19 protein-coding genes are annotated in these 23,139 nt (G+C 75.3%); 13 read left to right on the plus strand and 6 right to left on the minus strand.

Annotation, left to right across the window (positions count from 1 at the left end):
• Positions 1–37: 37 nt before the first annotated feature.
• The 4 genes from OHS33_RS04030 (at position 38) to OHS33_RS04045 (ending at position 4,287) form a co-directional block, all read left to right on the plus strand.
• Positions 38–550, plus strand: coding sequence for an NUDIX domain-containing protein (locus OHS33_RS04030; protein WP_330328979.1), 513 nt, complete (start codon positions 38–40; stop codon positions 548–550).
• 48 nt (positions 551–598) lie between these two features.
• Positions 599–1,852 carry a Tm-1-like ATP-binding domain-containing protein gene (locus OHS33_RS04035; RefSeq protein WP_330328980.1) on the plus strand — a complete coding sequence of 418 codons (1,254 nt, stop codon included), beginning with the start codon at positions 599–601 and terminating at the stop codon, positions 1,850–1,852.
• A gap of 165 nt (positions 1,853–2,017) precedes the next feature.
• Positions 2,018–3,634, plus strand: a complete 1,617-nt coding sequence (locus OHS33_RS04040; RefSeq protein WP_330328981.1) for a serine/threonine-protein kinase — start codon at positions 2,018–2,020, stop codon at positions 3,632–3,634.
• A complete protein-coding gene (locus OHS33_RS04045; RefSeq protein WP_330328982.1) occupies positions 3,631–4,287 on the plus strand; it encodes a hypothetical protein in 657 nt (218 codons plus the stop codon). Before OHS33_RS04040 ends, OHS33_RS04045 begins: the two co-directional genes overlap by 4 nt.
• A 282-nt stretch (positions 4,288–4,569) precedes the next feature.
• On the opposite strand, the gene OHS33_RS04050 is transcribed toward OHS33_RS04045, so the two are convergent.
• Positions 4,570–5,859 carry an ATP-binding protein gene (locus tag OHS33_RS04050; RefSeq protein WP_330328983.1) on the minus strand — a complete coding sequence of 430 codons (1,290 nt, stop codon included), beginning with the start codon at positions 5,857–5,859 and terminating at the stop codon, positions 4,570–4,572.
• 173 nt (positions 5,860–6,032) lie between these two features.
• On the opposite strand from OHS33_RS04050, the gene OHS33_RS04055 reads away from it, so the two are divergent.
• Entirely contained in the window at positions 6,033–7,559 is a 1,527-nt protein-coding gene (locus OHS33_RS04055) for a glycosyltransferase family 39 protein (protein WP_330328984.1), read from the plus strand.
• Between the two features lie 94 nt (positions 7,560–7,653).
• Positions 7,654–8,460, plus strand: a complete 807-nt coding sequence (locus tag OHS33_RS04060; protein WP_330328985.1) for a trypsin-like serine peptidase — start codon at positions 7,654–7,656, stop codon at positions 8,458–8,460.
• Between the two features lie 33 nt (positions 8,461–8,493).
• On the opposite strand, the gene OHS33_RS04065 is transcribed toward OHS33_RS04060, so the two are convergent.
• From OHS33_RS04065 to OHS33_RS04075, 3 genes are all read right to left on the minus strand, one after another.
• Positions 8,494–9,009, minus strand: a complete 516-nt coding sequence (locus OHS33_RS04065) for an NUDIX hydrolase (protein ID WP_330328986.1) — start codon at positions 9,007–9,009, stop codon at positions 8,494–8,496.
• Positions 9,010–9,018: 9 nt separating this feature from the next.
• Complete coding sequence (gene lnt, locus OHS33_RS04070; RefSeq protein WP_330328987.1) at positions 9,019–10,629, minus strand: apolipoprotein N-acyltransferase; 1,611 nt, start codon at positions 10,627–10,629, stop codon at positions 9,019–9,021.
• A gap of 82 nt (positions 10,630–10,711) precedes the next feature.
• Positions 10,712–11,227, minus strand: coding sequence for a hypothetical protein (locus OHS33_RS04075; protein WP_330328988.1), 516 nt, complete (start codon positions 11,225–11,227; stop codon positions 10,712–10,714).
• Between the two features lie 267 nt (positions 11,228–11,494).
• On the opposite strand from OHS33_RS04075, the gene OHS33_RS04080 reads away from it, so the two are divergent.
• Both OHS33_RS04080 and OHS33_RS04085 read left to right on the plus strand, forming a co-directional pair.
• Positions 11,495–12,097 carry a TetR/AcrR family transcriptional regulator gene (locus OHS33_RS04080; RefSeq protein WP_330328989.1) on the plus strand — a complete coding sequence of 201 codons (603 nt, stop codon included), beginning with the start codon at positions 11,495–11,497 and terminating at the stop codon, positions 12,095–12,097.
• Positions 12,064–13,047 carry an ADP-ribosylglycohydrolase family protein gene (locus OHS33_RS04085; protein ID WP_443065212.1) on the plus strand — a complete coding sequence of 328 codons (984 nt, stop codon included), beginning with the start codon at positions 12,064–12,066 and terminating at the stop codon, positions 13,045–13,047. The genes OHS33_RS04080 and OHS33_RS04085 overlap by 34 nt, the downstream gene beginning before the upstream one ends.
• Positions 13,048–13,099: 52 nt before the next feature.
• On the opposite strand, the gene OHS33_RS04090 is transcribed toward OHS33_RS04085, so the two are convergent.
• Entirely contained in the window at positions 13,100–13,900 is an 801-nt protein-coding gene (locus tag OHS33_RS04090; RefSeq protein WP_330328991.1) for a glutamate racemase, read from the minus strand.
• A 174-nt stretch (positions 13,901–14,074) separates the two neighbouring features.
• Between OHS33_RS04090 and OHS33_RS04095 the strand changes: the two genes are divergently transcribed.
• The 5 genes from OHS33_RS04095 to OHS33_RS04115 all read left to right on the plus strand — a co-directional run bounded on the left by OHS33_RS04095 (position 14,075) and on the right by OHS33_RS04115 (position 20,481).
• On the plus strand, positions 14,075–15,247 hold the full coding sequence (locus tag OHS33_RS04095; RefSeq protein ID WP_330328992.1) for a glycosyltransferase: 1,173 nt from the start codon (positions 14,075–14,077) through the stop codon (positions 15,245–15,247).
• Between the two features lie 237 nt (positions 15,248–15,484).
• Complete coding sequence (locus OHS33_RS04100) at positions 15,485–16,021, plus strand: DUF6643 family protein (RefSeq protein ID WP_330328993.1); 537 nt, start codon at positions 15,485–15,487, stop codon at positions 16,019–16,021.
• A 60-nt stretch (positions 16,022–16,081) separates the two neighbouring features.
• Entirely contained in the window at positions 16,082–16,906 is an 825-nt protein-coding gene (locus tag OHS33_RS04105; protein WP_330328994.1) for an MOSC domain-containing protein, read from the plus strand.
• Between the two features lie 338 nt (positions 16,907–17,244).
• A complete protein-coding gene (locus OHS33_RS04110) occupies positions 17,245–17,844 on the plus strand; it encodes an Rv1733c family protein (protein WP_330328995.1) in 600 nt (199 codons plus the stop codon).
• Between the two features lie 129 nt (positions 17,845–17,973).
• Entirely contained in the window at positions 17,974–20,481 is a 2,508-nt protein-coding gene (locus tag OHS33_RS04115) for a right-handed parallel beta-helix repeat-containing protein (protein WP_330328996.1), read from the plus strand.
• Here the strand turns inward: OHS33_RS04115 and OHS33_RS04120 are convergent.
• Entirely contained in the window at positions 20,432–23,137 is a 2,706-nt protein-coding gene (locus OHS33_RS04120; protein WP_330328997.1) for a hypothetical protein, read from the minus strand. The genes OHS33_RS04115 and OHS33_RS04120 overlap by 50 nt on opposite strands.
• Between the last annotated feature and the right edge of the window lie 2 nt (positions 23,138–23,139).

Consider the following 23,139-nt stretch of genomic DNA (forward strand, 5'->3'; position numbering starts at 1 on the left):
GCACTGAGCGGTGCCCGCGCGGGGCATGAATGGGTCCATGACGCAGAAGCGCAGCGCAGGCCTGTTCCTGTTCCGCCGGGCCACCGGAGGCGGTGGCGGAGGCGACGGTGGCGGTGGCGGAGGCGGTGACTCCGCGATCGAGGTGCTGCTCGGCCACATGGGCGGGCCGTTGTGGGAACGGCGTGACGCCGGGTCCTGGTCGATCCCCAAGGGCGAGTACCTGCCGGACGAACCGGCGCGGGACGCGGCCCGCCGGGAGTTCACGGAGGAGATCGGGCTGCCGCCGCCGGAGGGCGCGTACCTCCCGCTGGGCGAGGTCCGTCAGGCGAGCGGGAAGCTCGTGACGGTCTGGGCGGTCGAGGCGGACCTCGACCCCGCGCTGATGCGACCCGGGACCTTCACGATGGAGTGGCCGCCGGGGTCGGGGCGGACGGAGGAGTTCCCGGAACTGGACCGGGTGGCCTGGTTCGCCCCCGCGTCGGCGCGCGGCAGCATGGTCGTGTCCCAAGTCCCTTTCCTGGAACGGCTATTGATGCTATTGAACGATTGACTCGACCTTGACTTGCCAGCGGGCCCGACTGCGTGGACATTACAATTCATGACGAGCGTCGTGCTGGTGGGAACCCTGGACACCAAGGGTGTCGAGTACGGCTGGTTGCGCGAGCGGATCGCGCGCACCGGCGTCGAGGTGGTCCTGGTCGACACAGGAATCATGGGCGATCCCCGGGTGCCCGCCGACATACCGCGAGAAGCGGTGGCCCGGGCGGCGGGAACGGAACTGACGGAACTGCGCGCGGCCGCCGACCGGGGCGCGGCCGTGACCACGATGGCCCGGGGCGCCGAGGTGACCCTCTTACGCCTGCACGCCGAGGGACGGCTCGACGGCGTGCTGGCGATAGGCGGCAGCGGGGGCACCTCGATCGCCACCCGGGCGATGCGGGCCCTGCCCCTCGGGGTGCCGAAGCTGATGGTGTCCTCGATGGCGTCCGGTGACGTGGCACCGTACGTCGGATCGTCGGACATCACGATGATGTACAGCGTGGTGGACATCGCGGGGATCAACAGCGTCTCCGCGCCCGTCCTGGCGAATGCCGCCGAGGCCATCGCCGGGATGGCCAAGGGCTTCGCGCGCGCCTCCCGCGAGACCCGCCCGGCCCGGCTCGGGACGGGCGGGCGGCCGCTGATCGCGGCCAGCATGGCCGGAGTGACCACCCCCGGGGTGGACTCGGCGCGCGAGCGGCTGACCGAACTCGGCTACGAGGTGCTCGTGTTCCACACCAGCGGCGCGGGCGGCCGCACCCTGGAGACCCTGGCCGGTCAGGGCCTCTTCGCGGGCGTGCTCGACCTCACCCTCAGCGAACTCGCCGACGACCTGTGCGGCGGCATCCTGACGGCCGGGCCCGACCGGCTCAGCGCGGCCGGGCGGGCCGGGATCCCGCAGGTGGTGAGCCTGGGCGCGCTGGACATGGTCAAGTTCGGGCCGCTGGAGAGCCTGCCCGAGCACGCCCGCTACCGGCGGGTCCGCGTGCACAATCCCTCGATCACGGTGATCCGCACGACCCAGGCCGAATGCGCCGAGCTGGGCCGCCGGGTCGCGGCCAAACTCCGGGTGGCGACCGGGCCCACCGCCGTGTGCCTGCCGCTGCGCGGGCTGTCCACCCTGGGGGCGCCCGGGGGCCCGTACCACGATCCGGGGGCCGACCGGGCGCTGTTCTCGGCGCTGCGCGAGGGGCTTCGGGGCAGTGCCGCCCGGCTCTACGACTACGACACCCACATCAACGACCCGGCCTTCGGACGGGCGGCGGCCGACCGGCTGCACGACATGATCGGGGTCCGGCAGGCGGCTGCCTGAACCAGGCCCTCGCGGCCGACGGACACTGGCTGATTGGCGCTGGCCGAGAACCAGTGGGTGAGACACGTTTCCGGCCGGGAACCGGCCACGGCACAATCCACGTCCACAGCAGTTGGGTCCAGGAGAGGGTCCAGGACGCGGCGACGCCATGGCAGGGGGCGAACGATGAACACGTGGACGGTCCCCGGTTACACGGAGAGCAGGGAACTCGGCGCGGGCGGCAGCGGCCGCGTGGTGCTCGCCGTGCACGACGCGACGGGCACGGCGGTCGCCGTCAAGTACCTCGCCGACCGGCTGCGCCGCGACCCGGCCTTCGTCCGGGAGTTCCGGGCCGAGGCCCGGCTGCTGGGCGGGCTGCACTCGCCGTACGTGGTGGGGCTGTACGAGTACGTGGAGGCGCCCGGTGGCGCCGCCATCGTCATGGAACTGGTGGACGGGATCTCGCTGCGCGCCGTCCTCAAGCGCTCGGGCGCCACCGACGCCGAAGCGGCGCTGGTGGTGCTCAAGGGATCCCTGCTGGGGCTGGCCGAGGCGCACCGCGCCGGGGTCGTGCACCGCGACTACAAGCCGGAGAACGTCCTGGTCGCCCAGGACGGTTCGTCCAAGCTGGTGGACTTCGGGATCGCGGCGGGGCGCGGCGCCCGGCCCGGGGTGGCGGGCACTCCCGCCTACATGGCCCCGGAGCAGTGGCAGGGCGAGCCCGCCTCCCCCGCGGCCGACGTGTACGCGGCGACGGCGACCTTCTTCGAGTGCCTGACCGGGCACAAGCCCTTCGCCGGGGAGAACTTCGCCGAGCTGGCCGTCCAGCACATCGAGGCACCGGTGCCCGAGTCCGAGGCACCGGAGCCGGTCCGTCCGCTGATCCGGCGGGGATTGGCGAAGCAGCCGGAGCAGCGCCCGGAGAACGCGGACGCCTTCGTCGTGGAGCTGGAGGGCGTGGCCCGCGCGGCGTACGGGCCCGACTGGGAGGAGCGCGGGCAGCGCAAGCTGGCGGCGCTCGCCGCGCTGCTGCCGCTGCTGTTCCCTTCGGCGGGAGCCCCGGCCTCCGGGACCACGGCGCTGGCCACGACCGTGCTTCCGCCGCCGCCCCCGCCGCCGCCCTCCTGGCGGCCGGGCAGGCGCGGCTGGATCGCGGCGGGGACCGCGCTGGTGCTGGGCACCGTGCTGGTGTTCACGGCCGAGGCGATCGGGGCCTCCCCGGGGGCGAGTTCGGCGGTGAGCGCCTTCGCGACGACCAGCGCGGGACCGCCCGGATCCGCCTCGCCCGCGGCGGGCCCCTCGCCGTCGGCCTCGGCCTCGCCGTCCCCTTCGGCGTCCGTCTCGCCCTCCGCGTCCGTCTCACCGAGCCCGAGCCCGAGTACGGGTACGAGCGCGAGCCCGAGTGCGTCGGTGCCCCCGACGACGACCCCGCCGACCCCGACGCCCCCGCCGTCCAAGACCCCGTCCCCGAAGCCGACCGTGGCCGTCGACTCCCTGTCGGTCGCGCTGCGCGCCGGGACGAGCGCCGGGCAGGCGACGGTGTCCCTCAAGGTCACCGGCGGCGAGGCGACCGTGGTGCTGGAGTGGTTCCTGGGCGACTCCGAGGGCGACCTCCGGGTGGCGGACGGTTCGAGTTCCGTCACGACCCAGGGCGGTGCGGTGCCCCCGCAGACGCACGCCTTCACCCGGGGCCGCGGCTGCTACCTGAGCGTGCGCGTCACCACCGTGCCGGCCGCGGGGAACAAGTCGGCGACCGCCACCCAGTACATCCCGAGGTGCCAGGTGCAGCAGGTGCCGCGATGAACGGTCCCCGCGTCCCCGCACCCGCCCCCGATGGCGACGACTACAGCGCGACCGTGCTCGGCAGCCACTGGATCAGCGGCCCGCCGGAGCACCCCGACGGCCTCGCGCCGACCCGGCGCTTCGACGGCCCCGAGGCCGTGCCCGACCGGGTCGAGGGTTCCGTCCTGCGCTTCGGGCCCGGGGTGACGGCCGCGCTGGCCGCGCCCTTCCCGGTGACCGCCGGGCCGCCCGACGCGCCGGCCCGGCGCCGCCGCCGGGGCGCGGGGCTGCGCCGCTACACGCTCGCGGTGGTGGTGCTGGCGGCCGTGCTCGCATACCTGGGCTGGCAGCGGTACGGGCCCGCCGTGGCGGTGCGGGACGTCAGCGTGAGCACCGACGCGCGGGGTCCGGCGTGCGACTCGGCCGCCGATGTGGTGGCCCTCGTACGGACCGACGGGCGCCCGGGAACGATCACCTACCGGTGGGTCCGCAGCGACGGCAGCCGCTCGGACCGGCTGACCGAGCGGGTGCCGCGCGGGCAGCGGGAGGCGCGGCTGCACCTGCTGTGGACCTTCCACGGCACGGGCAGCTATCCGGCGCGGGCCGAGGTGCAGATCGAGGAACCGGGGCGGCACACGGCGGCCGTGGACTTCGGCTACCGCTGTCCCGGGTAGCGGCAGCGGCGGCGGAGGCCGCCGCTCCCTCCTTCGGCCCATGCGGCCGTGGCCGTCCGGCCGAAGCCCCCGGCGAGGGTCCGCTGGTTGACTCGTGGGTGTTGACGGAAGGCGCTCAGGACGCCTTCCCGGCACCCTGCGTGTCACGTTCCAGCCGGCGAACACCCCAACCGGAACGTGGCCGTCCCGCACGGATGCCACGTCCGCGCGGGGAGGCCCGCAGCCGCTTTGGGGAGTGGCTGCGGGCCGCTTCGTTGCGCGGGGCACCATCCGCGTCGCCGGTCAGAACCGGGCGTGCGCCGTGATGTCCGCCTCGAACTGGCCGGTCAGCGCCGGGGTCACGGTCGGCCGGCACTGGGCCACGGCCGCCAGGTAGTCCTCGGTGCTCGCGCCCGGCGGCGCGGCCAGTGCCCCGCGGATCCCGGCCCCCTCCAGGTCCCGCTCGAAGGACACCTGCGCCGCGATCCGCGCCGCGTGCTCGATGTCCGCGGGCGTGAACAGCTCGCTCGCCCCGACCAGCGCCGTCACGTCGACGTCCGCGCGCCCCGCCGTGTAGCGGGCCCAGATCGCGGCGCGCGCCCCGGCGTCCGGGGTTCCGATGGGGATGAGGTAGTCGAAGCGGCCGGGCCGCAGGAAGGCCGGGTCCAGCGAGCGGATCGAGTTGGTCGCGCAGACCAGCAGCCGCTCCCCGCCCTCCCGGAAGCCGGGTATCAGCTTGAGCAGCTCGTTGGTGACCCCGTGGATCCCGCCGGGCTGCGCGGGCTCGGTGCGCACGGGCGCGATCTCCTCGACCTCGTCGATGAAGACCAGGACCCGTTCCAGTTCGGCGATCCGGGTGAAGGCCCCGCGCAGGGCGGTGGCCAGATTGCCCTCGTCGGCGAGCCGGGACGGCAGGAGTTCCACGAAGGGCCAGCCGAGACGGGAGGCGATCGCACGGGCGAAGGTGGTCTTACCGGTGCCGGGCGGCCCGAACAGGGTGATGGCGCGCGGCGGCCGCACCCCATGCTGCGCGGCCCGTTCGGGTTCGGCGAGCGGCAGGACCACGCGCCGCTCGATGAGGTCCTTCTCCGTCTCCATGCCCGCGACCGCGTCCCACAGGTCGGCGGGCAGGAAGCGGCCCCCGAGTTCGTCGAGGAGCCCGGCCGCCGGTCCGTGCAGGGGCTCGGTCTTCTCGAAGTAGGCGACGGCGGGCTGGCGCGTGTACCCGGCGTTGAGGAGCCCCTCGCCGAGCAGGTCCTCCTCGGGCAGGACGTAGGCGATCCGGCCGACCCGGGCCGCGATCAGCCGCCGCTCCAGCTCGACCAGCAGGGCGCTGGCCAGGCCCCGGCCGCGCCAGCCCGCGGAGATCGCGATCCGCATCACCCAGGCCCGCTCCCCCGCGACACAGGCCAGGGCCGCGCCGATCGGGACGCCCTGGTGGACGGCGACCACGGCGGGCTGGCGCCCGGTGAGGGCGCTGATGCACTCGGCGAGGGAGAAGACGGACTCCTGGCCCAGTTCGGCGGTGGTGTCGATCAGGTGGACGACCGCCGCGAGATCGCTCTCGCGGTAGTCGTGGATGAGCCAGTTCACCGGGTGCCGCCCCTCGTACGTACTGCTCCTGCGTACTCCTTGCGGCGAGGCTAGGGGCCGGGGCCGCGGGCGATCACGTACCGCGGTGCACAACAAGCGGTCGGGAACCCTCCGCCACGTCCATAGACTGGATGTTTGCGCCCGAAACAGCCGACCGAGGACCCAGCACTCTCATGAACCCCGGCACATCCGGCATATCCTGCAAGTCCCGTATATCCCACAGGCTCCGAACGTCCGCGCACGGGCGCCGCGCCGCGGTGTGGCCGGTACCCGTCCTGTGGACGCTGGGGCTCGGCCTGTGGGGGCTCTCCCGGCAGGACAGCGTCTGGCGCGACGAGGCGGCGACCTGGCAGGTGGCCCGGCGCTCGACCGGTGAGATCTGGCACATGCTCGGCAATGTCGACGCCGTGCACGGGCTGTACTACCTGCTGATGCACGGCCTCTTCGAGGTCTTCGGGCCGGGCACGGCCACCCTGCGGCTGCCCTCGGTGCTGGCCGGGGCGGCCGCGGCGGGCTGTGTGGCGGTCATCGCGCGGCGGCTGACCCCGGGGCGGGCCGGATTCTGGGCCGGGACCGGCGGCGGCATGGCCCTCGGGCTGCTGCCGGCGGTGCAGTTCCAGCTCCAGGAGGGCCGGCCGTACGCCCTCGTGCTGGCCGGGGCCGGGCTCTCCACGCTGTTGCTGGTGCGGCGGCTGGCGGCCCCGCCGGTCGAGCGGCGTACGTGGCCGCGCTGGACGGCGTACGGGCTGACCGTGCTGGTGTGCGCGCTGCTGAACTGGCTGTCGCTGCTGGTGCTGCCCGCCCACGCGGCCACCCTGTGGTGGGTACGGGCCCGGCGCGGGCTCCTCGGCCGGTGGGCCCTGGCCTCGGCGGGGGCGGTGCTGGGGGCGCTGCCGCTGATCCTGTTCAGCCGGACCCAGTCCGGTCAGGTCTCCTGGATACCGCCGCTGACCTGGCCCATGCTGACCGGGCCCGCGATCCTGCTGGCCATCGGCGGCGTCGGCGCGCTGCTGGACCGGCCGCGCGCCGGGCGGCTGTCGGTGGCCGCCGTCGGGCTGCCGCTGCTCGTGGTGCCCTTCGCGGCGCTGGCCGGGCTGTCACTGGTCCAGCCGCTGTTCCTCGACCGGTACGTGCTCTTCTCGATGCTGGGGCTGGCGCTGCTGATCGGCGCCGCCCTGGGCGCGGGCGTACGGGCCACCGCGCGCCGGTCACCACGGGCGGCCGCGCTGCTCGTCCCGGTGGCGGTCACGGCGGCGCTGCTGGCGATGCTGCCGATGGAGCTGGCCAGGCGGGCCCCGGCCAGCCGGGTGGACGACGTGCTCGCGGTGGCGGACGAGGTGGCCCGGCTGGGGGGCGCCGGGGACGCGGTGCTCTTCGTACCGGCCGCGCGCCGGGACACGGCGCTCGTCTCGCCCGGGAGCTTCGCGGGTCTGGCCGACATCGCGCTCGCGCAGTCCCCGGCGGCGTCCGGCACGCTCAAGGGCGTCGAGGAGGAGGACCCGGCCCGGCTGCGCGCCGCGATGCTCGCGCACCGGCGGATCCTGCTGGTCACGGACGCGGCGAAGGTGGCGAAGCCCTCGGGCGCGCAGCGCGACCGGGTGAAGGCCGCGGTGCTGGGGGAGCGCTTCGTGGCGGTGGCCGACCGGCAGGTGCGGGGGCGCCGGGTGACGGTGTACGAACAGGTGCCTGACGGTCGTTAGGGCGTACGGGTTCCCTCCGCCGGGTCACGAATTCACAGCGGATTCTTATGGAATTCGAGGCTCCGGGCAAAGGTTCGCGCTACACGCTCTACGCATGATCCAGCGCATCTTCCCCCGACAGGCCCACCGCGCCCGCCGCGCAGCCCGTGTCGTGCTGGCGCTCGCCGCGACGTCCGCCCTGCTCACGGTGGGCATTCCGGACGCCTCGGCCACGCCCCGGCTGGGGGTGACCGTCCTGGCTCCGACGGACGGTTCGGCGCAGCGGGTCGGCGCCCTCTTCGCGGGCGGACTCGACGGCGGGCACTACTGCACCGCCTCCGTGGTCCGCAGCGACGGCCACGACGTGATCGCGACCGCCGCGCACTGCCTGGGCGAGGTGCAGGACGCCGTGTTCGTGCCCGGCTACCGGGACGGCTCCGCGCCGTACGGGGTGTGGAAGCTCACCGGTCAGTACGTCGATCCGAGCTGGCAGAGCGCGCAGGACCCGGACGCGGACATCTCCTTCGCGACGGTCGCCCCGCTGGACGGCCGCCAGATCGAGGACGTCGTCGGCGGCTTCCCGGTGATCGCCGAGCAGCCCGACGACGTGACGGTGACGATCGTCGGGTACCCGGCGGGCGAGGAGACCCCGCTGCTCTGCTCCAACGACACCACGATGCTGAGCGGCACCCAGCGGCGGATCGGCTGCCCGGACCTGACCGGCGGCACCAGCGGCAGCCCCTGGCTGGCGGACGGTGCGCTGGTGGGCGTACTGGGCGGCTACGAGCAAGGCGGCGACGTCCCGGAGATCTCCTACAGCGCGGTCATGGGCGACAGCGCGCAGGAGCTGTACCGCGAGGCGGCGGGCCGCTCGGCGGACCAGGGGGTCCACCACTGGACCCGGGACACCTGGTGGTTCTGACCCGCCCGGCCACCTGACCCGCCCCGGGTGCCCTCAGGCCGTTTCGGTGTCTTCGGACGGGAAGGCCGACGCCTCGTCGGGGATCTCGAACCAGGCCCGCTCCTCGTCGGACAGGGCCCGGTGGATGCGGTCGAGGGCGAAGGGTTCCAGCGGCGGCAGCGCGTCGATGGTGAACCAGGCCACCTCCAGCGACTCCGCGTCGTTCACCCGGGCCTCGCCGCCGGTCGCGCGGCAGCGGAAGGTGATGTCGGTGAACTGGCACTCGTCCCCGTTGGGATAGACCATCGGCGACAGCTGCTGGACCAGGACGACCCGCTCCGGTACGCACCGCACCGCCGTCTCCTCGTACACCTCGCGGACCGCGGTCAGCGCGGGCTGCTCCCCCGGCTCGCAGATGCCGCCGATGACGGACCAGTTCCCGGTGTCGGTGCGCCGCCCGAGCAGCACCCGCCCGAGATCGTCGATGACGATGGCGGTCACACCGGGCAGCAGGAGCAGCCGGTGCCCGGCGTGTTCGCGGATCCTGCGGATGAACTCGGGGGTACTCATCCCCCGACCCTACGACGCGTCGCGCCGCGCCTTGATCCGGCGCAGCAGGACCCAGCCGAAACCGCCCGCCGCGATCGCGAGCAGGACGTACTCCGGCAGCGGGCCGAAGCGGGTGGCGGGGGTCTGCGAAGAGCGCAGCGGGATGGTGGCGACCAGCGCGTCCGCGGTGAACATCTTCGTCTGCTGGACGACCTTGCCGTCGGGGCGGATCACGGCGCTGACGCCGCTGGTGACGGGGACGAGGACGGTCCGGCTGTGCTCGACGGCCCGGACCCGGTCCATGGCGAGCTGCTGGTAGGTCATCTCGCTGCGCCCGAAGGTGGCGTTGTTGCTGGGTACGGCGATGACCTGGGCGCCCGCCTGGACGGTGGAGCGCACGGCGTCGTCGAAGGCGGCCTCGAAGCAGGTGACCATGCCGACCCCGCTGCCCGCCATGTCGAAGACGCCCGGCTCCTTGCCGGGGCCGAAGTCGCGCCGGACGCGGTCCACGTCGGAGCTGAAGATCCGTACGAAGGAGCGCATCGGCATGCGTTCGCCGAAAGGCTGGATCTTGCGCTTGTCGTAGGTGGAGGTGGGGCCCTTGACCGGGTCCCAGAGGATCATGGTGTTGCGCAGCGGGCCGGTCTCCGGGGCCAGCACCGAGCCGATGGCCACGGGCACCCCGATGGCCTTGACCGCGTTGTCGATCACCGCGTAGGCGTCGGCCTCCGCGAAGGGGTCGAGGTCGGAGGAGTTCTCCGGCCAGACCACGAAGTCGGGCTTCGGCACCCGGCCCGCCCGGACGTCGGCGGCGAGCTGGAGCGTGCGCTTGGCGTGGTTGTCGAGGACCGCGCGGCGCTGGGAGTTGAAATCGAGCCCTATGGTCGGGACGTTGCCCTGGATGACGGCGGCCACGGCGGTGCCGTCCTCGGCCGCGTCGGAGACCAGCGGTTTCGCGGCGAGGGCCAGGGCGAGCGGTACGACGACGCTCAGCGCGGCGACGGACGCGGTGATGGCGGCCCCGGAAGCCTTCGGGCGGTGCCGGGCGATGCGCAGGGCCTCGTACAGCCCGAATCCGCACAGGGCCACGGCGAAGCCGACCAGCGGGGTGCCGCCGAGGGCCGCGAGGGGCAGGAAGAACCCGTCGGCCTGCCCGAAGGCGATCTTGCCCCAGGGGAAACCGCCGAACGGGATGCGGGCCCGGACCGCCTCGCCCGCGACCCAGACCGCGGCGGCCCACAGGGGCCATCCGGGGAGCCGCCGGACCAGAGTGATCCCGAGCCCGGTGAGCCCGACGAACAGCGCCTCCAGCACCGCGAGGGCCAGCCACGGGACCGGGCCGACCTCCTCCCCGGTCCAGTGGAGCAGCGGCAGCATGAACCCGAGCCCGGCAAGCAGCCCGTACCCGAATCCGGCGCGCGCCCGACGGACCTGGAGGCACCAGCCGAGCAGGGCGAAGGCGAAGGGGGCCAGCCACCACAGGGGCCGGGGCGGGAAGCTCAGGTACAGGAGCACCCCGGCGGCCACCGAGCCGCCGGCCCGCAGCAGCCAGGCGATCCGGCGCGCCCGTGGGGACACCTGGTCCCCGGAGGACTCGACGGGGGGTTCGTTCTCGACCGCACGGGTGGCGCTGCTGCTCATCTGGCGGAGTGTACGTCGCCCGGCTGAGCGGGAGCCCGCGAGGGCGCGCGGGGCAGCGGGCGGGGACCTGGCCCGAGGCCGCTCAGCGCGTGAGGGCGCGCAGGTGCGTACGGATGACCCGGACCGCGTTCTCCGCGTCGTCGACCGTGACGGTGAAGAGCTTGCCGTCCCCGAGCCGCAGTTCGACGCCCTCGCCGCGCCGGACGACGACGGCCGTGCCCTTGTCGGGCCGCCAGCGGTAGCCCCAGCCGCCCCACTGCTGCGGGGTGATCCGGGGCACGAACTCGGCCGCGGTCACCTCGGAGAGCCGGATCCGGCGGCGCGGCAGCCCTATGTGGCCGCAGCGCACGTCCATGTTCTCGGAGTCGACGGTGACGGCGACGTGGACGAAGGCGAGGGTGCCGTAGAGGATCAGCAGCCCGACCGCGAGACAGCCGACCACCGACATCACCAGCGGGATGATCCCGGCGGTCCACGCGGAGTCGACGGCGAGTTCGATGCCGAGCGCCAGGCAGGCCGCGCCGGCGGCGGCGATCAGCCACTGCACGCGGTTGGAGGCCCGGCCGGTCCAGAGCGGGCCCGGAGGGTGGTCCGTCATGTGTAGCAGCGTACTCACGTTCCGCACGCGCGCCACCGCCTCTCGGCCCTTTGGCGGACGACCGGTCCGCGTACGGCGTCTGTCCGCCCCCGCACCGGGCAAACGTGCGGCTCACCCCGGCAGCGGCCGGATCAGCGCGGCGCGCAGGGCCGGGCGCCGGGCGGTGGGAACGGGGCCCCGGGGAAGGTCGCGTACCAGTTGGTGCGGCCAGGCGCGGAGCCGGTAGTGCCACATCTGCGGTACCACAGGTGTGGTTAAGCTGTCACGGTGAATCAGGACCGGAGAGACCTGCTGCGGGACGCGGCGATCGACGTGCTGGCGGAGGCGGGCGGGCGCGGGCTGACGCACCGGGCCGTCGACGCGGTCGCGGGGGTGCCGCTCGGCACGGCCAAGAACTACTTCCCGACCCGGGACGCGCTGCTGCGGGCCGTGGCCGAGCGGTGCCTGGAGCGGTACCGCGAGCTGGCGGACGCCCTGGCGGGGGCGGGGCCCGGGCCCACCGACCGGGCCGGGCTGGCCGCACTGTTCGCCGGGCTGCTGCGCGATGCGGCGGGCCCCGGACGCCCGCGCGTGCTCGCGTACCTGGAACTGCGGACCGAGGCCGCCCGGCGGCCCTGGCTGGCGGCGCTGCTGGACCCGATCGCCACTGCCGACTTCGCGGCCCACGCCGCGTTGCTGCGCACGGCGGGGCTGCCCGCGACGGCGGAGCGGGCCCGGGCGCTCACGCTCGCCCTGCACGGGGCGGTCCCGCAGCTACTGGCGGGCGCGCCGCAGACGCTGACCGCCGCCGGGCTGGACGACCTGGACGGTTTCGCCCGGGGCGTGCTGGACGCCGTATGCCCGCCCGCGCGGACGGAACCCACCCCGTGAGCGCGACGCCCCGCACCGACCGGGCGGTGGGTGCGGTCCTCGGCTCGGCGGTCGGGGACGCGTTGGGAGCGCCTTTCGAGTTCGGGCCCGAGGGCGCGTTCTCGGCACGCTTCCCGACGCCCGGCGGGGGCGGGGAGATGTGCGGAGGCGGCGGCTGGGATCCGGGCGAGGCGACCGATGACACCCAGATGGCCGTCCTCGTCGGCGAATCGCTGCTGGAGCACGGCGGGCTCCAACTGCCCGACGTCTTCGGCCGGTTCCAGCGGTGGGCGGCGGGCGAACCGAAGGACATCGGACTGCAGACGGAGGACGTGCTGACCAACGGCGAGCCCTGGGATCTCGCCGCTGCGCTGCACTTCCAGATCAACGCCCGGGCCGCGGGCAATGGTTCCCTGATGCGGGCCTCGACCTCCGCGGTGTACTTCGCCCGGGCCGGACGGAGCGCCACGATGGACGCCGCCCGGCGGATCGCGGGGCTCACGCACGGCGACGGGGCGGCCTGGGAGGGCACGGCGGTGCTGCACGAGCTGGTGCGGACCGCCCTGGCGGGCGCCGATCCGCTCGCGGCCCTCCCAGGGGTGCTCGCCGAGGTGGCCCCGGCCCACCGGGAGCGTTACGCCCGGGTCCTCGCACCCGACTGGTACCCCGGCCTGGCCACTGAGTTCAACGGAGCGGTGTGGCCGTGTCTGGGGACGGCGGTGTGGGCGTTGCGGACGACCGGCGGGTTCGAGGAGGCGCTACGGGCGGCCGTGGACGTCGGCGGGGACACGGACACGGTGGCCGCGGTGACGGGGATCCTGGCGGGCGCGGTCCACGGGGCCGGGGCGATCCCCGAGCGGTGGACCGGCCCGCTGCACGTACCGCTGCCCGGATACGGCGGCCGGGTGCTGGACGCCCGCGCGCTGCGGGACCTCGCGACGGCGCTCGCCGCCGGGCCGCCCGCGGCCTAGCGCTGTGGCCGCACGCCCGGCCCGCGTCGGCGGCCCGCGTCGGCGACCCGCGTCAGCGGCCGGCGGGCGCGTCCTGGGCCGCCGCTGCGAGCAGTCGCCCTTCCGCGTACCCGAGGGCGGCGGCGGGGAGATCCCCGGGGCGGCCGCTGTGCAGCACCGTCAGGGTGCCGGTGCGCGGCAGGCCCGGCTCGGGGCGGGCGCCGATGCGGCGCAGCGCCTGCGCGGCGACGGGCTCGGCCGAGCCGTGGTAGACGAGTGCGGCGCCGCCGGTGCGGGCGGCGAGCGCGGCCCGGATGGGGGCCTCGACGAGTTCGTAGTGCGTGCAGCCGAGGACCACGTCGGTGACGTCCGGCGGGGTCAGCGCGGCGGCCGCGGCGACGGCCCGTACGACGGCCTCCTCGTCCCCGTGCTCGACCGCGTCGGCCAGTCCGGGGCAGGGCACCTCGGTGACCCGGACGCCCGCGGCGAAGTCGCGGATCAGGCCTCGCTGGTAGGGGCTGCCGGTGGTGGCCGGGGTGGCCCAGATGGCGACCTTGCCGCCGCGGGCCGCGGCGGGCTTGATCGCGGGGACCGTGCCGACGACGGGAATGCCGGGCTCCAGCGCCGCCCGCAGGGTGGGCAGGGAGTGCACGGAGGCGGTGTTGCAGGCGACGATCAGCGCACGTGGGCGCAGCTCGGCCGCGGCGCGCGCGACCTCCAGCGCCCGGCCGGTGAGGTCGGCGGGGGTACGGGGACCCCAGGGCATGCCGTCGGGGTCGGAGGAGAGGACCAGGTCGGCGTCCGGCCGCAGCCGTCGCATCGCGGCGGCCGCCGCGAGGAGGCCGATGCCGGAGTCCATGAGCGCGATCTTCACTTGGTCACCTTAATCGACCCCCGCCCCCGGCCCACCCGCCACGCCCCCTTTCCGGACGCCGGAGCCCGTGCGCCGGGCGCCGTGGGCCACGTCCCGGGCCCCGGGCCGGCCCCGGGCCGCGGCGGACCGGCGTCGGTGCGCGACAGGCGCGGCGACTTTCGGCACACTGCGGGGATGGGCCCCCTCGGCATCGCCGCCTGCGCATCGCTCGCCGTCTGGCTCTGGCTCACCTTCGGCCAGGGCATGTTCTGGCGGACCGACGTCCGCCTGCCGCCGCGCACCCCGCCCGCCCGGTGGCCCTCCGTGGCCGTCGTCGTGCCCGCCCGGGACGAGGCGGGGGTGCTGCCGCTGAGCCTGCCGTCGCTGCTCGCGCAGGACTACCCCGGCGAGGCCGAGGTGTTCCTCGTCGACGACGGGAGCACCGACGGTACGGGCGCGCTCGCGCTGGCCCTCGCCCGCGAGCACCCCGGGCTGCCGCTCACCGTCTGCTCCCCCGGCGAGCCCGGGGCCGGGTGGACGGGCAAGCTGTGGGCGGTGCGCCACGGGATCGGCCTGGCCCGCGGCGCGCCGGCCGGGGCGCCGGAGTACCTGCTGCTCACCGACGCGGACATCGCGCACGAGCCCGACAGCCTGCGCGAGCTGGTCTCGGCCGCGGTCTCGGCGGACCTCGACCTGGTGTCGCTGATGGCGCGGCTGCGGGTCGTCAGCTTCTGGGAGCGTCTGGTCGTACCGGCCTTCGTCTACTTCTTCGCCCAGCTGTACCCCTTCCGCTGGATCAACCGCCCGGCGGGGCGGACCGCCGCCGCGGCGGGCGGGTGCGTGCTGCTGCGCACGGAGGCGGCCGTACGGGCGGGCGTACCGGAGTCGATCCGCCAGGCGGTGATCGACGACGTGTCCCTCGCCCGCGCCGTGCGGCGCAGCGGTGGCCGGATCTGGCTGGGGCTGGCGGAGCGGGTGGACAGCGTACGCCCGTACTCGGGGCTCGGGGACCTGTGGCGGATGGTCTCGCGCAGCGCCTACGCGCAGCTGCGCCACCAGCCCCTGCTGCTGGCCGGGACGGTGGCGGGGCTGGCGCTCGTGTACCTCGCGCCCCCGGTGACCTGCTGCGCGGGTCTGCTGACGGGGCGGCCCGTGGCGGCGTGGGCGGGCGCCGCGGCCTGGCTGCTGATGGCCGGTACGTATCTGCCGATGCTGCGCTACTACCGGCAGTCGGCGGTGCTCGCTCCGCTTCTGCCGCTGACGGCCCTGCTCTACCTGCTGATGACGGTCGACTCGGCCGTCCAGCACTACCGCGGGCGCGGCGCCGCGTGGAAGGGCCGCACCTATGCCCGCCCCAGCGACGCCTGAAACGCGCCCGGCCCTGGCCTGAACCCGCGTCATCCGAGGTCACAGCGATGTGACGCGGTTTCACCCGACTCCCCGTCAGGAGTGCACGAGTACGAACAAGCTGGGGTGGAAGCGACGAATCGTGCACGTGAACGTCAAGTGAAAGCTGGGGCGCTGACCTGCGAAGATGCAGGTCAGCGCGGTGTTGACGGGCCCTCGCTATGGACCCCGTGAAGTCGTGGGCTTAACTTATGTGCCATGACCTCCCCCCGCTCCACTTATGGCGGCGGTTACTACTCCGCGCCCTCCTTCACGGACACCCCCATCTACGACTCGCTCGTCGCCGAACGCGGCACCCCCCAGATCGCGCCCATCCGGGTACCGGCCGCCTATGACTCCATGGGCGGCGGCTACCAGGGGCACAACGCCCCCCAGGGCAACAACGGCGGCTACTCGGGCGGTTACCTGCCCGCGCTGCCGTCGGCCCTGCCCGCCCTGCCCGCGGCCCCCTCGCCGCAGCAGCCCGCCTACGGCTACCCGTACCAGCAGCAGGGCGCTCCGCAGCCCATGCCGCTGCACCACGCGCCCGCGCCGTACATCCCGCAGCAGCAGCCCGGCGCCCGCAGCGGGTACGCGCCGCAGCAGCAGCCCCGGCCGGTCGCCACGGCTTCCGGTTACGAGGCCATGCGCCCGGCCGCACCGCGGCCGATGCAGGCGGCGGCGCCGGTTCCGTCCGGCATGCCCTCCGGGTACGAGGACCAGTACGGCCGCCCGTACCAGGGGCGCGGATACTGAGGGCGCCCGCGGCGGATACCCGCTGGTAAGCCTCCGGGGGCGGCTGGAATGATGGCCCCCATGACCTCCTTGCGCGTCCAGGCGCTCCACGTCCATCCCGTCAAATCGGTAGCGGGGACCTCTCCTGATGAGGTGGCCGTGGAGCCCTGGGGTCTTTCCGGAGACCGGCGCTGGGCGGTGATCGACACCGAGGGCAATGTCATCACCCAACGCCAGCAGCCGCGCCTGGCGTTGGCCGCGGCCCGCCCGCTGGGGAGCGGCGGGGTCGCGCTGTCGGCTCCCGGACTGGCGACGACGGTGGTGGAACCGCCCGCGCCGGGGCCGCTGGAGCCCGTCGTGCTGTTCGGGAAGAAGATCGACACCGTCGTCGCGGACGGGGCCGGGCACGCCTGGTTCAGCGAGTACCTCGGCTTCCCGGCCCGGCTGGTGCACCTCGACGACCCGGCCGTACGGCGGCCCGTGGACCCGGACCACGCACTGCCGGGCGAGACGGTGAGCCTCGCCGACGGATACCCGCTGCTGGTGGCCACCCTCGCGTCGCTGGACGCGCTCAACGACCTGATCGCCCAGGGCGATCACCCGGATGAGGGCCCGCTCCCGATGAATCGTTTCCGCCCCAATGTGGTGGTGTCCGGGGCAGCGGCCTGGGCCGAGGACGGGTGGCAGCGCATCGAGATCGGGGACGCGGTCTTCCGCGGGGTCCGCGAGTGCGGCCGGTGCGTGATCACCACCACCGACCAGCTGACGGCCGAGCGCGGCAAGGAACCGCTCAAGACCCTGGCCCGGCACCGGCGGATCGGGAAGTCGCTGGCCTTCGGACGGCTGCTGGTGCCCGTCCGCACCGGGACGGTCCGGGTCGGCGACGAGGTCCGGATCCTCGACTGACCGCCCGCACGAGCGGCACACGCGAGGCACACGCGAGCGGCACACCAGGCGGGCCCGAGCCTCCGGAACGAGGCTGGGCCGACCCGCCCGGAGGGGACCGGGCCGGCCCGGCCGGATCCGGACTGACACCTTCGGGCGGCTCCCGGCGGGATCGGGAACCGAGCGGCCCCGCGGTGCCGTTGTGCCGAATGGGACGCGTGCCCACCCGTCGTCCGGCTGACCACCGGATCGGGTGACACACGTCTCGCGAGTCCCGGAATGCGCGTCCACGGGACATGGGCGAGGCTTGGACGCGCAGGCAGACGGAGGCAAGGGGGTGCCCGACCGTGTGGACGGCAATGGGAGTCTGGCGTTGGCGGCGCAATCCGCTGCGCCGGCCGACGGATCTGATCGAGGCGTGGGTGGCGTTCGCCGCCCTCGTGTGTGTGCTGGTGGTGGTTCCGGCCGTCGGCTGGACGGCCGGACTGCGGGTGGACGTGACCTTGCAGCGCGCCGTGCGCGAACAGCGGCAGGACCGGTATCTGATCCCCGCGGTCGTGGTCCGGCCCGCCGCTGATTCCCTCGGCGGGGCGTCCGCCGACCCCGCCGCGCAGCGGCAGTCACCGCAGCGGACCCAGATCGTCGCCGCGTGGACCGCGCCCGACGGCACCAGTCACCAGGGGACCGTCCCGGCCGCGCAGGAACCACCGCACCCGGGCGATCGGTTCCGGATATGGACCGACACCCAGGGCCGGGTCGTGGGGCGTCCGCTGGACCCCTCCACGGCCGCCGTGCACGCCGGGCTGGCGGGCCTGGCCGCCGCGATCGGCGCGGCCGCGCTGGTGGAAACGCTCCGGCGCATGGTCGTACGCCGCCTCATGCATCGGCGGTACACGCGGCTGGACAGGGCCTGGGCGGCGGCCGGACCCGACTGGGGCCGGGCGGGCGCGGGCAGCTGACCTGGCAACTCACCGGGCCCGCGCGCGCTACGGTGGACCGGCCGGTGCGGACACGGTCGCGAACGCGGGCCGTCCACGGCCGGTTCAGTCGCTTCGGCACGAGCACGAGGGTGGGGGCACGGCAGCACGATGGCACAGGGCACGGTCCAGGTGACGCACGGCGGGCCTTCTCGATGGCGGCGCCGCTCCGGTGAGTATCCGACGCTGACCGCCGCGCTCGCCGCCGCGGGTGACGGCGACGTCCTGTCCATCGCCCCCGGCACCTACCGCGAGAACCTGGTGCTGCACCATGCCGTCACCCTGCGCGGGCCCGAGGGCGGTCTGGGGTCGGTGCGCATCGCCCCGCCCGACGGGGTGGCGCTGACCGTCCGGGCCTCGGCGATCGTCCAGGATCTGCACCTGGAGGGGCAGGACCGGGCCGCGCCCGCGCTGCTCGTCGAGGACGGCGCCCCGGAACTGACCGACCTGCGGGTGAGCACCCGGTCCGCGGCCGGCATCGAAGTGCGCGGCGGGGCCCGGCCGGTGGTGCGCCGGTGCACCGTCGAGAACCCGACGGGCGTCGGCATCTCCGTGATCGACGGCGGCGGCGGGGTGTTCGAGGAGTGCGAGGTGGTGGCCGCCGGGCAGACCGGCGTCTCGGTGCGCGGCGGCGGCCATCCCCGTCTGGAGCGCTGCCGGATCCACCACAGCACCGGCGCGGGCATCGGCGTCACCGGCGAGGGCTCGGGCCTGGACGCGCTGGGCTGCGAGGTGTACGAGATCAAGGGCACCGGCGTGCAGATCGCCGCCCGGGCCACGGCGCGGCTCACCGACTGCTCGGTGCACCGCACCTCGGCGGACGGGGTCACCCTGGACACCGACGCCGTGCTGACCCTCGCGGGCTGCGACATCCACGACATCCCCGAGAACGCGGTGGACCTGCGCTCCCGTTCGGTGCTGACGCTGAGCCGCACCACCGTGCGCCGGTTCGGGCGCAACGGCCTGTCGGTGTGGGATCCGGGGACCCGGGTGGACGCCGACTCCTGCGAGATCCATGACAGTACGGGCGACTATCCGGCGGTCTGGATCAGCGACGGGGCGAGCGCTTCCCTCGACTCGTGCCGGGTACACGACGTGCCGGACGCGCTCTTCGTGCTGGACCGGGGCTCGCGCGCCGATGTGGTCGACAGCGATCTGTCCCAGGTGCGCAACACCGCCGTGTCGGTCAGCGACGGCGCCACCGCGCAGCTCGACGACTGCCGGATCCGGGAGGCGGCGACCGGGGCCTGGTTCCGCGACCACGGGAGCGGCGGCACCCTGGCCAACTGCACCATCGACTCGGTGCAGACGGGCGTGATCGTCACCAAGGGCGCCGATCCCGCGCTGGAGCGGTGCACCGTCAGTTCCGCCACCGAGGCCGGGTTCTACGTGTCGGCGGGCGGCCGGGGCACCTTCCACGCCTGCCGGGTGAGCGGCAGCTCGGGCTTCGGCTTCCACGTCCTCGACGGCTGCCGGACCTCGCTGACCCGCTGCCACACCGAGCGGTGCGCGCGCGGGGGCTACGAGTTCGCCGAGGACGGCCCTCTCGCCGAGGGCTGCACGAGCGACGAGGCCGGTGTGCGCGCCGGGGTCCTGGGCACGGCGTCCTCGGCGAGCGGCGGCGCGGGAGCCGGGGCCGGCGCGGGCGCGCGGGGCGGCGTACCGGCGGCGACAACGACCACGGCGGCAGCGGCGGTTGCGGCGGGCGCGGGGGCCGCGGGGGCTCGCGCGGCCCACCCGGAGGCCGCGGTTCCGGGCCAGCGGGCCGGGGACGGCGAGGGCCAGCCCGACGCCGCGGGCCGCGGTTCCGGTGAGGTGCTCGGGCAGCTCGACGCCCTCGTGGGCCTGGACAGCGTCAAGCGCGAGGTCCGCGCCCTGACCGACATGATCGAGGTGGGCCGCCGGCGCCAGCGGGCGGGCCTCAAGGCCGCCTCCGTGCGCCGCCACCTGGTCTTCACCGGCTCCCCCGGCACGGGCAAGACCACCGTCGCCCGGCTGTACGGGGAGATCCTGGCCTCGCTCGGCGTGCTGGAGCGCGGCCACCTGGTCGAGGTGTCCCGGGTGGACCTGGTCGGCGAGCACATCGGTTCCACTGCGATCCGTACCCAGGAGGCCTTCGACCGGGCCCGGGGCGGGGTGCTCTTCATCGACGAGGCGTATGCGCTGGCCCCGGAGGACTCGGGCCGGGACTTCGGGCGCGAGGCGATCGACACCCTGGTGAAGCTGATGGAGGACCACCGGGAGGCGGTGGTGGTCATCGTCGCCGGGTACACGGCGGAGATGGACCGCTTCCTGACCGTCAACCCCGGGGTGGCCTCGCGGTTCTCCCGGACCATCACCTTCGGGGACTACGGCCCGGGAGAGCTGCTGCGGATCGTGGAACAGCAGGCGGAGGAGCACGAGTACCGCCTCGGAGAGGGCACGACCGAGGCCCTGCTGGCGTATTTCACGGAGCTGCCGAAGGGCCCGGCCTTCGGCAACGGCCGCACCGCCCGCCAGACCTTCGAGTCGATGGTCGAGCGGCACGCGGGGCGGGTGGCCCAGCTGGCCGAACCGACCACGGACGACCTCACCCTGCTGTTCGCGGCGGACCTTCCGCTGCTGTCGGCTCCTTGCTGAACCCCTGGCCCGGTAGGTCCGCGAGGGCCAGCCGGGCCAGCAGGGCGGCACGTTCGGCGGCGAAGGCCGGGTCCGCCTGGTAGTCGGAGTGGCCGAGGACCGGTGCGGGCAGCGGGTGCAGGGCGGTACGTCCGTACGCGACCGGGTCGGCCAGCGGCCCCCGGTCCACGTCCCGTCCGGCGCGGTCCACGTCCCGTCCGCCCCCGTCCGTGGCCCGCTCCCCCGCCGCCAGGACCGGGCCACCGATCGGGTCGGTGGCGCGCCAGAGGTTGCGCCAGCACTCCACCTCGCGGTGCAGGGCGGTGAGCGGGCCGGGCCCGAAGTAGGCGGGGAACCAGCGCCCGTAGAGCCTGGCCAGCGGTGAGCCGTAGGTCAGCAGCGCGACCCGGCGGCGGACCTGCGGCGGCAGCTGCCAGACGGCGGCGGCCGCGAGCACACTGCCCTGGGAGTGACCGGAGATGACCAGTCGGCCGCCGGTCCGGTCGGTCCAGGTGGTCATCCGCCAGGTCAGGTCGGGCACGGCGCGCTCGGCGTAGCAGGGCGGGGCGAAGGGGTGCGCCGCGCGGGGCCAGAAGGTGCCCACGTCCCAGAGGATGCCGATGGTCCGGCGGGCGGAGGGGTCCTTGTAGGCGCGACGGCCCAGGGTGACGAAGAGGACGAACCCGAAGCCGACCAGCCAGGATCCGGCGTCCTGCGCGCCCCGGGCGGCGCTCTCCAGGACGGGTGTGGCGTGCCGGGCGGCCTCGCCCGGGACCTGCCCGCTGAGCCAGGCCCCGGCGACGGCGCCCGCGCCGAGGAGCAGCGTGACGGTGGAAACCGCGCCGACGAACCAGGGCGCCGAGTCGGTGAGCGCGGCGGCGGCCCGGGCGCCCGCGATGTGGCGGCTGCGCGCCCGGTCGGGCCGGGCCCCGGGGTACTCGGCGGCGATGGTCGCGGCCATCGCGCGCCGGGCGCGGGCGCCGCGCACCCCGAACCAGCAGGCGGCCAGCAGCAGCACGAGGAGCAGCGGCGGCAGTACGGCGGCCTGCCAGGACAGCAGCACGGGCGGCCCGGCCATCGGGCCCGCCGCCGGCCCCGCCACCGGGTCGGCCAGCCGGCCGGCCAGCGCCGCGGCCCCCGCCGGGGCGCTCCCCGCCGCGCCCGCCGCACCTGTCCCGCCCGCCACGCCCGCCGCGCCCGCGCCGTCCGCGGTCCCCGTACCGGTGCCGGTCCCGCCGGTGGCCCCCAGCCAGTCGCCCACCCATTGCGCGACCCCGCCGGACATCACCCCGCCGAGCGCGCACCCGAGCATCGCCACGGCGGGGCCGCCGAGCCCGCGCAGGGCGCCTCCGGTGCCCCGGCGGTGCAGGTGCGCGGCGACCGCCGACAGGACCAGCACACAGCCGCCCTGGGCCAGCGCGAGCGCCCCGAAGACGAAGTCCCCCGGGAGCCGCCCGGCAGAGGTCCAGCCCGGCCGGGACCAGCAGGCGTAGCAGAGCACGGCGGCCAGCAGGGCCAGCGCGCAGCCCGGCAGCAGGGTGACCACGGCGCGGTCGAGCCGGTGGTCGGCCCGGGATTCGGTGCGCCCGCGTCGGCAGACCACCCAGAGCACGACGACGCCCCCGGCCACGAGCAGGACCTGCGCGGTCCGCCCGGGCGCGGCGGGCAGCGCGCCCGCGGCCGCGTCGTGGCGCAGGGTCGGGACGGCGACGGCCGCCGCCACCGTGAGCAGCCCGGCGGCGGTGTGGGCGGCGCGCAGCCGGGCCACGAGCCGTCGTCCGTACCAGAATCCGGGGCGGCCGAGCGCGGGGGCGCCGCCCTCCACGCCGTCCTCGGCCTCGTCCGGCTCGGGTGCGGCCGGGGGCGGCGGCTGGGATTCGTAGGCGCTCCACGTACGGTTCGAGAGGTACCACAGGAGCCAGGTCAGTCCGGCCGGGACCAGCGCGCCCAGGGCCAGGCGCCGTCCGGGCTGCGACCACCAGCCGCCGTGCCCGGGCGAGAGGAACGCGAGCCAGGAGCGGGACGCGGCGCACCGCGCCGAGCCCGCGCACTGCCAGGCGAACAGGTCCAGGGAGACCTCGCAGGCGGCGGCGATCAGCAGCACGGTGAGGCTCAGCGCGACGATCCGTACGAGCACCCCGTACGCCCGCACCGCGCGGACGGCCCCAACGGGCGCGGGCGGCCGGGCCCAGTGGGCGAGGTTGGCCACCATGAACGGCAGGAGCAGCAGCCACAGCGCGCGGGCCCCGTTCCCGGAGGTGAGCCGGGACCAGCAGTAGACCTCGGGCACCGGGCGGCCGGTGTGGCGCTCGGGGTGGGCCTCGGCGTCCGCGTCGTCGGTGCGCCGGAAGACGGCGGCGGTGGAGTCCCCGGTGACGCGGACGGTGCGCGGATCGCCGAGGAGTTCCCCGGGGGCGGCGCCCGCGACCCCGTGGACCAGCAGTTCGAGCGCGAGCGGCGGCGCGGCGGCCGACTCGGGCGCGGGGACCGGGATGGGGACGGTGGTGGCGGGGACGGATGCGGACGCGGGGACGGGCGGGGCGGCGGGGCGGGGACGGGGCGTGGGGATGTCCGGCACGGTGGCCTCCACTCTCGGGGCGGCAGCGGCCCCGGTCACCCCGCCAGCATCCCGCGCGCGGGGCGCGCTGCCCAGCACCCGGACGGCTGACGCAGACATCT

This window comes from Streptomyces sp. NBC_00536 (assembly GCF_036346295.1).
Classification (GTDB): Bacteria; Actinomycetota; Actinomycetes; order Streptomycetales; family Streptomycetaceae; genus Streptomyces.